General features: G+C 64.3%; 7 protein-coding genes. 5 read left to right on the plus strand and 2 right to left on the minus strand.

From position 1 onward, the window contains the following. Positions 1-83: 83 nt before the first annotated feature. The gene (locus UB48_RS21430) at positions 84-641 is read right to left on the minus strand and encodes an L-threonylcarbamoyladenylate synthase (protein ID WP_045200754.1); all 558 of its coding nucleotides are present in this window, start codon (positions 639-641) and stop codon (positions 84-86) included. Positions 642-678: 37 nt separating this feature from the next. Then, positions 679-1,779 (minus strand): DNA-processing protein DprA, encoded by a 1,101-nt coding sequence (dprA, locus tag UB48_RS21435; protein WP_045200756.1) that lies wholly within the window; start codon positions 1,777-1,779, stop codon positions 679-681. Between the two features lie 241 nt (positions 1,780-2,020). Here dprA and def point away from each other — a divergent pair, with 241 nt between their 5' ends. From def to UB48_RS21460, 5 genes are read left to right on the plus strand one after another with little or no spacing between them, the layout of a single operon-like run. Next, positions 2,021-2,527, plus strand: coding sequence for a peptide deformylase (gene def / locus UB48_RS21440; RefSeq protein ID WP_038605133.1), 507 nt, complete (start codon positions 2,021-2,023; stop codon positions 2,525-2,527). 57 nt (positions 2,528-2,584) lie between these two features. Further along, the gene (gene fmt, locus UB48_RS21445; protein ID WP_045200758.1) at positions 2,585-3,517 is read left to right on the plus strand and encodes a methionyl-tRNA formyltransferase; all 933 of its coding nucleotides are present in this window, start codon (positions 2,585-2,587) and stop codon (positions 3,515-3,517) included. Beyond that, complete coding sequence (gene rsmB, locus UB48_RS21450) at positions 3,514-4,824, plus strand: 16S rRNA (cytosine(967)-C(5))-methyltransferase RsmB (protein ID WP_045200760.1); 1,311 nt, start codon at positions 3,514-3,516, stop codon at positions 4,822-4,824. Before fmt ends, rsmB begins: the two co-directional genes overlap by 4 nt. 19 nt (positions 4,825-4,843) lie before the next feature. Continuing rightward, the gene (trkA, locus tag UB48_RS21455) at positions 4,844-6,217 is read left to right on the plus strand and encodes a Trk system potassium transporter TrkA (RefSeq protein ID WP_010222685.1); all 1,374 of its coding nucleotides are present in this window, start codon (positions 4,844-4,846) and stop codon (positions 6,215-6,217) included. Positions 6,218-6,230: 13 nt separating this feature from the next. Beyond that, entirely contained in the window at positions 6,231-6,542 is a 312-nt protein-coding gene (locus tag UB48_RS21460; protein WP_045200766.1) for a tetratricopeptide repeat protein, read from the plus strand. The last annotated feature ends 50 nt before the right edge of the window (positions 6,543-6,592 follow it).

Here is a 6,592-nt window from a genome sequence, read left to right on the forward strand (position 1 = left end):
GTGAATTGATCGCGGGACAAGCCCGCTCCTACACAGTCGCTAGGAGCGGCGGTGCGGCGACCCGACTTGTCCCGCGATTGGCCTCAACCAGCCCGCACAACCTCACCGCTCGCCAAATCGCGAATCACACTCGGGTTACGCCGCCCGCCCAAAGCGCCACCAAGCACCAGGTCCAGTTGCCCACGGAAGTACTGCTCGACGCGCAAGCGGGTCTTGGCTGCCGGGCGACCTTGCGGGTTGGCTGAAGTGGAAATCAGCGGGCCGACCAATGCACAAAGGTCACGTACCACCGGGTGATCGCTAACGCGCAACGCCACGGTGTCGTGCACCCCGGTTATCCACTCGGGCAGCAGGTTCTGATGTGGCACCAGCCAGGTGTTCGGCCCCGGCCAGGTGGCAGACATGCGGTCGAGCCAGGTTTCAGGGAAATCCTCGAAAAGGAAGTCGAACTGGCGGATATTGTCGGCGATCAGGATCAGACCCTTATCGACCGAACGCGACTTGATCGCCAGCAGGCGATCCACCGCCTCTTCGTTCCATGGGTCACAGCCCAGGCCCCAGACCGCCTCGGTCGGATAGGCAATCACCGCACCGGCCCGAATTTCACGCGCGGCTTGTTGCACACGCCAACTGCTCACCATTGTTTTCACTCCGCATAAAGGCAGATGAGCAGTGTACTTAGCCGGGCCGGGCAAACCAACGTCCGGCTTCACTACAGACCCTTCCAGCCAGTTCCAGCTCGGTCAGCGCCGCCAGCACCCGGGGCAACGGCCAGCCGCTGCTGCTGGCCAGGCCCTCGGTAGTTTGCGGTGCGGCCAGCAACAGATCGACCAGTTCATGGCCGGCAATGGCGTCCACCTGCAACGGCGGCAAGCGTTGCCAACCCTGCAGGGTTTCGACGATCTGATCGACAGTCTCCACCAGCAAGGCGCCGTCGCGAATCAACTGGTGACACCCCTTGGATCCCGGGTGATGAATCGAACCCGGAATGGCATATACCTCGCGGCCTTGCTCGGCCGCCAAACGCGCGGTGATCAGCGAGCCACTGGCAAGGCTCGCCTCGACCACCAATACACCCAGCGACAGGCCACTGATGATCCGGTTACGCCGGGGAAAGTTGCCCGCAACGGGCCCGGCATCCAGCGGAAACTCGGAGACCACCGCGCTACCTTGCTCGATCATCGCCGCCGCCAGCGCTCTGTGCCGCTGTGGATAAAGTTTTTGCAGCCCTGTGCCGAGCACGCCGATGGTCTGCCCGCCAGCGTCCAGGGCAGCCTGGTGTGCGGCGCCATCGACGCCCAGGGCCAGGCCGCTGGTAATGACAAAACCACCCCGAGCGAGGCTGCGCGAGAAGGCCGCAGCCGTATCGAGCGCCGGCCTCCATGCCCTGCGGCTGCCGACGATCGCCAACTGGGGTTTTTCCAGAATCGCCGGGTTGCCGGCGATGAACAACAGCGGCGGGGCGTCGCCCAGTTCCGCCAGCAAACCTGGATAGCCAGGGTCGTCCCACATCAGTAAATGCTGGTCGCGGGCCTCTAGCCAGCGCATTGCCGCGGCGGCGCCTTCGCGAACTTCAAGGCTGCGCCGGGCATCGCTGCTGTCTGCGGGTACGCCCAGCGTACGCCAGGCCGTGGCTGGCGCACTGAGCGCTGCCGAGGCATTGCCAAAGGCCTGGATCAATGTGTGAAAACGCCGCGGCCCTAGGGACGGCAGCAAGTGAAGGCGCAATCGCGCTTCGAGTTCGGCGGGAGAACACGCCGGCGATAAGGGTTGCGACATGACGATCATCCTTGATCGGGAAGCTTGGGCCAGCCGTGAACAAGCTGTGGATAACTCTGTTGATAATACTTTGACAACCGGTTGACGGATTTCTCTCGGCGGCATTCTTTCAGGCTTGGCGCCATGGGTGGAAAAGCACCCTGAAACCTTAGCTGACCTTTGCCAGGTGCCGAATGCGCCGAATCCCTTTATTATGTGTACTCATGTTTGTAATTCATCGCACAGTGCAGCTCATACGCTTATGGCCATTCTGAACATCCTCGAATTCCCGGACCCGCGCCTTCGCACCATCGCCAAGCCGGTGACCGAAGTCGACGACGGCGTTCGCCAGTTGATCGATGACATGTTTGAAACCATGTACGAAGCCCCTGGCATCGGCCTTGCCGCTACCCAGATCAACGTGCACAAGCGCATCGTGGTCATGGACCTGAGCGAAGATCGCAGCGAGCCACGGGTGTTCATCAACCCCGAGCTCGAGATGCTGACCGACGAAATGGACCAGTATCAGGAAGGCTGCCTGTCGGTGCCCGGCTTCTACGAGAACGTCGACCGCCCGGTGCGGGTCAAGGTCAAGGCGCTGGACCGCGACGGCAAGCCGTACGAGCTGATCGCCGAAGGCCTGCTGGCGGTGTGCATCCAGCACGAATGCGATCACCTCAACGGCAAGCTGTTCGTTGATTACCTGTCGACGCTCAAACGCGACCGGATCAAGAAGAAGCTGGAAAAACAGCATCGCCAGCAAGCTTGATCTGCTCTTCCCAAAGGCTTGCTCCGGCAAGCCTTTTTCTTTTTAAGCGAGAACTCCATGCGCATTGTCTTCGCAGGCACCCCAGAGTTTGCCGCCGAACACCTCAAGGCCCTGATCGCCAGCCCCTATGAAGTGGTAGCGGTCTACACCCAACCGGACCGTCCGGCCGGTCGTGGGCAAAAACTGATGCCCAGCGCGGTCAAGCAACTGGCTGTGGATAACGGTATCCAGGTCCTGCAACCCGCGACCCTGCGCAATGCCGAGGCCCAAGCGGAGCTGGCGGCGCTCAAGCCGGACCTGATGGTAGTGGTCGCCTATGGCCTGATCCTGCCCCAGGCGGTCCTGGATATTCCGCGCCTGGGCTGCATCAACAGCCACGCCTCGCTGCTGCCGCGCTGGCGTGGCGCAGCGCCGATCCAGCGCGCGGTCGAAGCTGGTGACAGCGAAAGCGGCGTCACCGTGATGCGCATGGAAGCAGGCCTGGACACCGGGCCAATGCTGCTCAAGGTCAGCACCCCGATCAGCGCCAGCGACACGGGTGGCAGCTTGCACGACCGCCTGGCCGAAATGGGCCCGCCGGCCGTGCTCGAAGCCGTTGCCGGTCTCGCCGCGGGCACCTTGCAGGGTGAAGTCCAGGACGACAGCCTGGCCACTTATGCACACAAGCTGAACAAGGACGAAGCGCGCCTGGACTGGAGCCGCCCGGCCGTTGAGCTGGAGCGCCTGATTCGCGCCTTCAACCCGTGGCCGATCTGCCACAGCACCCTCAACGGTGAAGCCCTGAAGGTGCTCGGCGCGAACTTATCCACAGGCTCCGGCAACCCGGGTGAAATCCTCTCTGCCAGCAAGGACGGCCTGATCGTCGCCTGCGGCGAGCAGGCGCTGTGCCTGACCCGCCTGCAATTGCCGGGTGGCAAGGCGCTGAACTTCAGCGACCTGTTCAACAGCCGCCGCGAGAAATTCACCACCGGCACGGTGCTTGGCCAATGAATCCACGTCTGGCAGCCGCCCGCGCCCTGGCGGCAGTACTCAGTGGCAAGGCGTCGCTGAACAGCTCGCTGCCAAGCCAGTTGGACAAGGTCGAAGTGCGTGACCGTGGCCTGACCCAGGACCTGGCCTTCGGCACTGCGCGCTGGCAGCCACGGCTGTCGGCCCTGGCCGAACGCCTGCTGCAAAAACCGTTCAAGGCCGCCGATGCCGACGTCGAGGCGCTGCTGCTGGTCGGCCTGTACCAGTTGCTCTACACGCGCATCCCCGCCCACGCCGCCATCGGCGAGACCGTCGGCTGCGCCGACAAGCTGAAAAAGCCCTGGGCCAAGGGTTTGCTCAACGCCGTGCTGCGCCGTGCGCAACGCGAAAGCGGCGATATCTTCGCCGAGCTTGAGCGCGACCCGGTCGTGCGCACCGCGCACCCGCGCTGGCTGCAAAAGTCGCTCAAGGCGTTCTGGCCCGAGCAGTGGGAGGCCATCTGCGCCGCCAACAATGCCCACCCGCCGATGATCCTGCGGGTCAACCGACGCCATCACAGCCGTGATGCCTACCTCGAACTGCTGGGTGAAGCCGGCCTTGAAGCGGCGCCGTGCCAGTTCAGCGGCGACGGCATCTTGCTCGCTGAAGCCTGCGATGTACGTGGCCTGCCCGGTTTCGACCAGGGCTGGATCAGCGTCCAGGACGAAGCCGCACAACTGGCCGCCGACTTGCTCGACCTGGCCCCCGGCCAGCGCGTGCTCGACGCCTGCTGCGCCCCGGGCGGCAAGACCTGCCATCTGCTCGAAGCCCAGACCGGGCTCGACGCCGTGGTCGCCATCGACCTGGAAGCCAAGCGCCTGACCCGCGTGCGCGAGAACCTCGATCGTCTCGGCCTCGACGCCCAGTTGATCGCCTGCGACGCCCGCGACACCGCCAGCTGGTGGGACGGCAAGGGCTTCCAGCGCATCCTGCTCGACGCGCCGTGCTCGGCCACCGGCGTAATCCGCCGCCATCCGGACATCAAGCTGACCCGCCAGGCCGATGACATTGCCGCCCTGGCCAGCCTGCAAGGCGAGCTGCTTGACGCCCTGTGGCCAACCCTTGAGGTCGGCGGCATCCTGCTCTACGCCACCTGCTCGACGCTGCCGACGGAAAACACCGAAGTGATCGAGGCCTTCCTCGCCCGCACTCCCGGCGCCCGTGAGCTGGACCTGGCGACCCAGGCCGGTATCCGCCAGCCCCATGGCCGCCAGTTGCTGGCCCAGGCAGGCGGACACGACGGCTTCTACTATGCCAAGCTGATCAAAATCGCCGCCGCGCGCGGATAACAAGAGAAAGGAACAGCGGATGAAGATCATCATCCTCGGCGCAGGGCAGGTCGGCGGCACGCTGGCTGAACACCTGGCCAGCGAAGCCAACGATATCACCGTGGTCGACACCGATGGCGACCGCCTGCGCGACCTCGGCGACCGCCTCGACATCCGTACCGTGCAGGGCCGCGCCTCCTTCCCGACCGTGCTGCGCCAGGCCGGCGCCGACGATGCCGACATGCTGGTGGCGGTCACCAACAGCGACGAGACCAACATGGTCGCCTGCCAGGTTGCCCATACCCTGTTCCACACCCCGACCAAGATCGCCCGGGTGCGCGAATCGGCCTACCTGACCCGCGCCGGGCTGTTCGACAACGACGCCATTCCGGTCGACGTGCTGATCAGCCCCGAGCAGGTGGTCACCCACTACATCAAGCGCCTGATCGAACACCCCGGGGCCCTGCAGGTGATCGACTTCGCCGAGGGCAAGGCCCAGCTGGTAGCCGTCAAGGCCTACTACGGCGGGCCGCTGGTGGGCCAGCAATTGCGCCAGATCCGCGCGCACATGCCCAATGTCGACACCCGCGTGGCGGCAATCTTCCGCCGCGACCGGCCGATCCTGCCGCAGGGCGACACGGTCATCGAAGCCGACGACGAAGTGTTCTTCATTGCCGCCAAGGCGCACATCCGCGCGGTGATGGGCGAGTTGCGGCGCATCGACGAAACCAACAAGCGCGTGGTCATCGCTGGCGGCGGGCAAATCGGCGAGCGCCTGGCCGAGGCGATCGAAAGCCGCTACCAGGTGAAAATCATCGAGATGAACCCGGCCCGTTGCCGGCACCTGTCCGACACCCTTGAAAGCACCGTGGTGTTGCAGGGCAGTGCCTCGGACCGCGACCTGATGCTTGAAGAGAACATCGCCGAAGCCGACATCTTCCTGGCCCTGACCAACGACGACGAAGCCAACATCATGTCCTCGCTGCTGGCCAAGCGCCTGGGCGCGCGCAAGGTGATGACCATCATCAACAACCCGGCCTACGTCGACCTGGTCCAGGGCGGCGAAATCGACATCGCCATCAGCCCGCAGCTGGCCACCATCGGCACCTTGCTGGCCCACGTGCGCCGCGGCGATATCGTCAGCGTGCACTCACTGCGCCGCGGTGCGGCCGAGGCCATCGAGGCGATCGCCCATGGCGACTCGAAGTCGAGCAAGGTAATCGGCAAGGCCATCGAAGACATCGCCCTGCCACCAGGCACCACCATCGGCGCAATCATCCGCGACGAAGAAGTGCTGATCGCCCATGACGACACGGTGATCGAAGCGGGCGACCACGTGATCCTCTTCGTTGTGGATAAAAAGTACATCCGTGACGTCGAGAAGCTCTTCCATGTAGGGTTGAGCTTCTTCTAAAGAGGGAGCTGGAATGCGCGAATCACTGGAAAAGATGCTGGCCAAGGGTGTGGATAACGCCCTGTTGCGCTTTGGCCTGGGCAAGGCCTGGCTCGATGAAGGCAACGGCGCCGAGGCGGCCGTGCATTTACAGCGCTGCGTCGAGCAGGACCCGAAGTATTCGGCGGCGTGGAAGCTGCTGGGCAAGGCGCATCAGCTCGAAGGTGACCTGGCAGCTGCGCGCAAGGCCTGGGAACAGGGGCTGGAAGCGGCTCGCGCGCACGGCGACAAGCAGGCAGAGAAAGAGATGACGGTGTTTCTGAAGAAGCTCGACAGGGCTGTTTAGGACCGCTTCGCGGTCCATCGCCGGCAACGCCGGCTTGTGTCTTGAGGTTG

This window comes from Pseudomonas sp. 2(2015) (assembly GCF_000955865.1).
In the GTDB taxonomy this organism is placed as follows: Bacteria; Pseudomonadota; Gammaproteobacteria; order Pseudomonadales; family Pseudomonadaceae; genus Aquipseudomonas.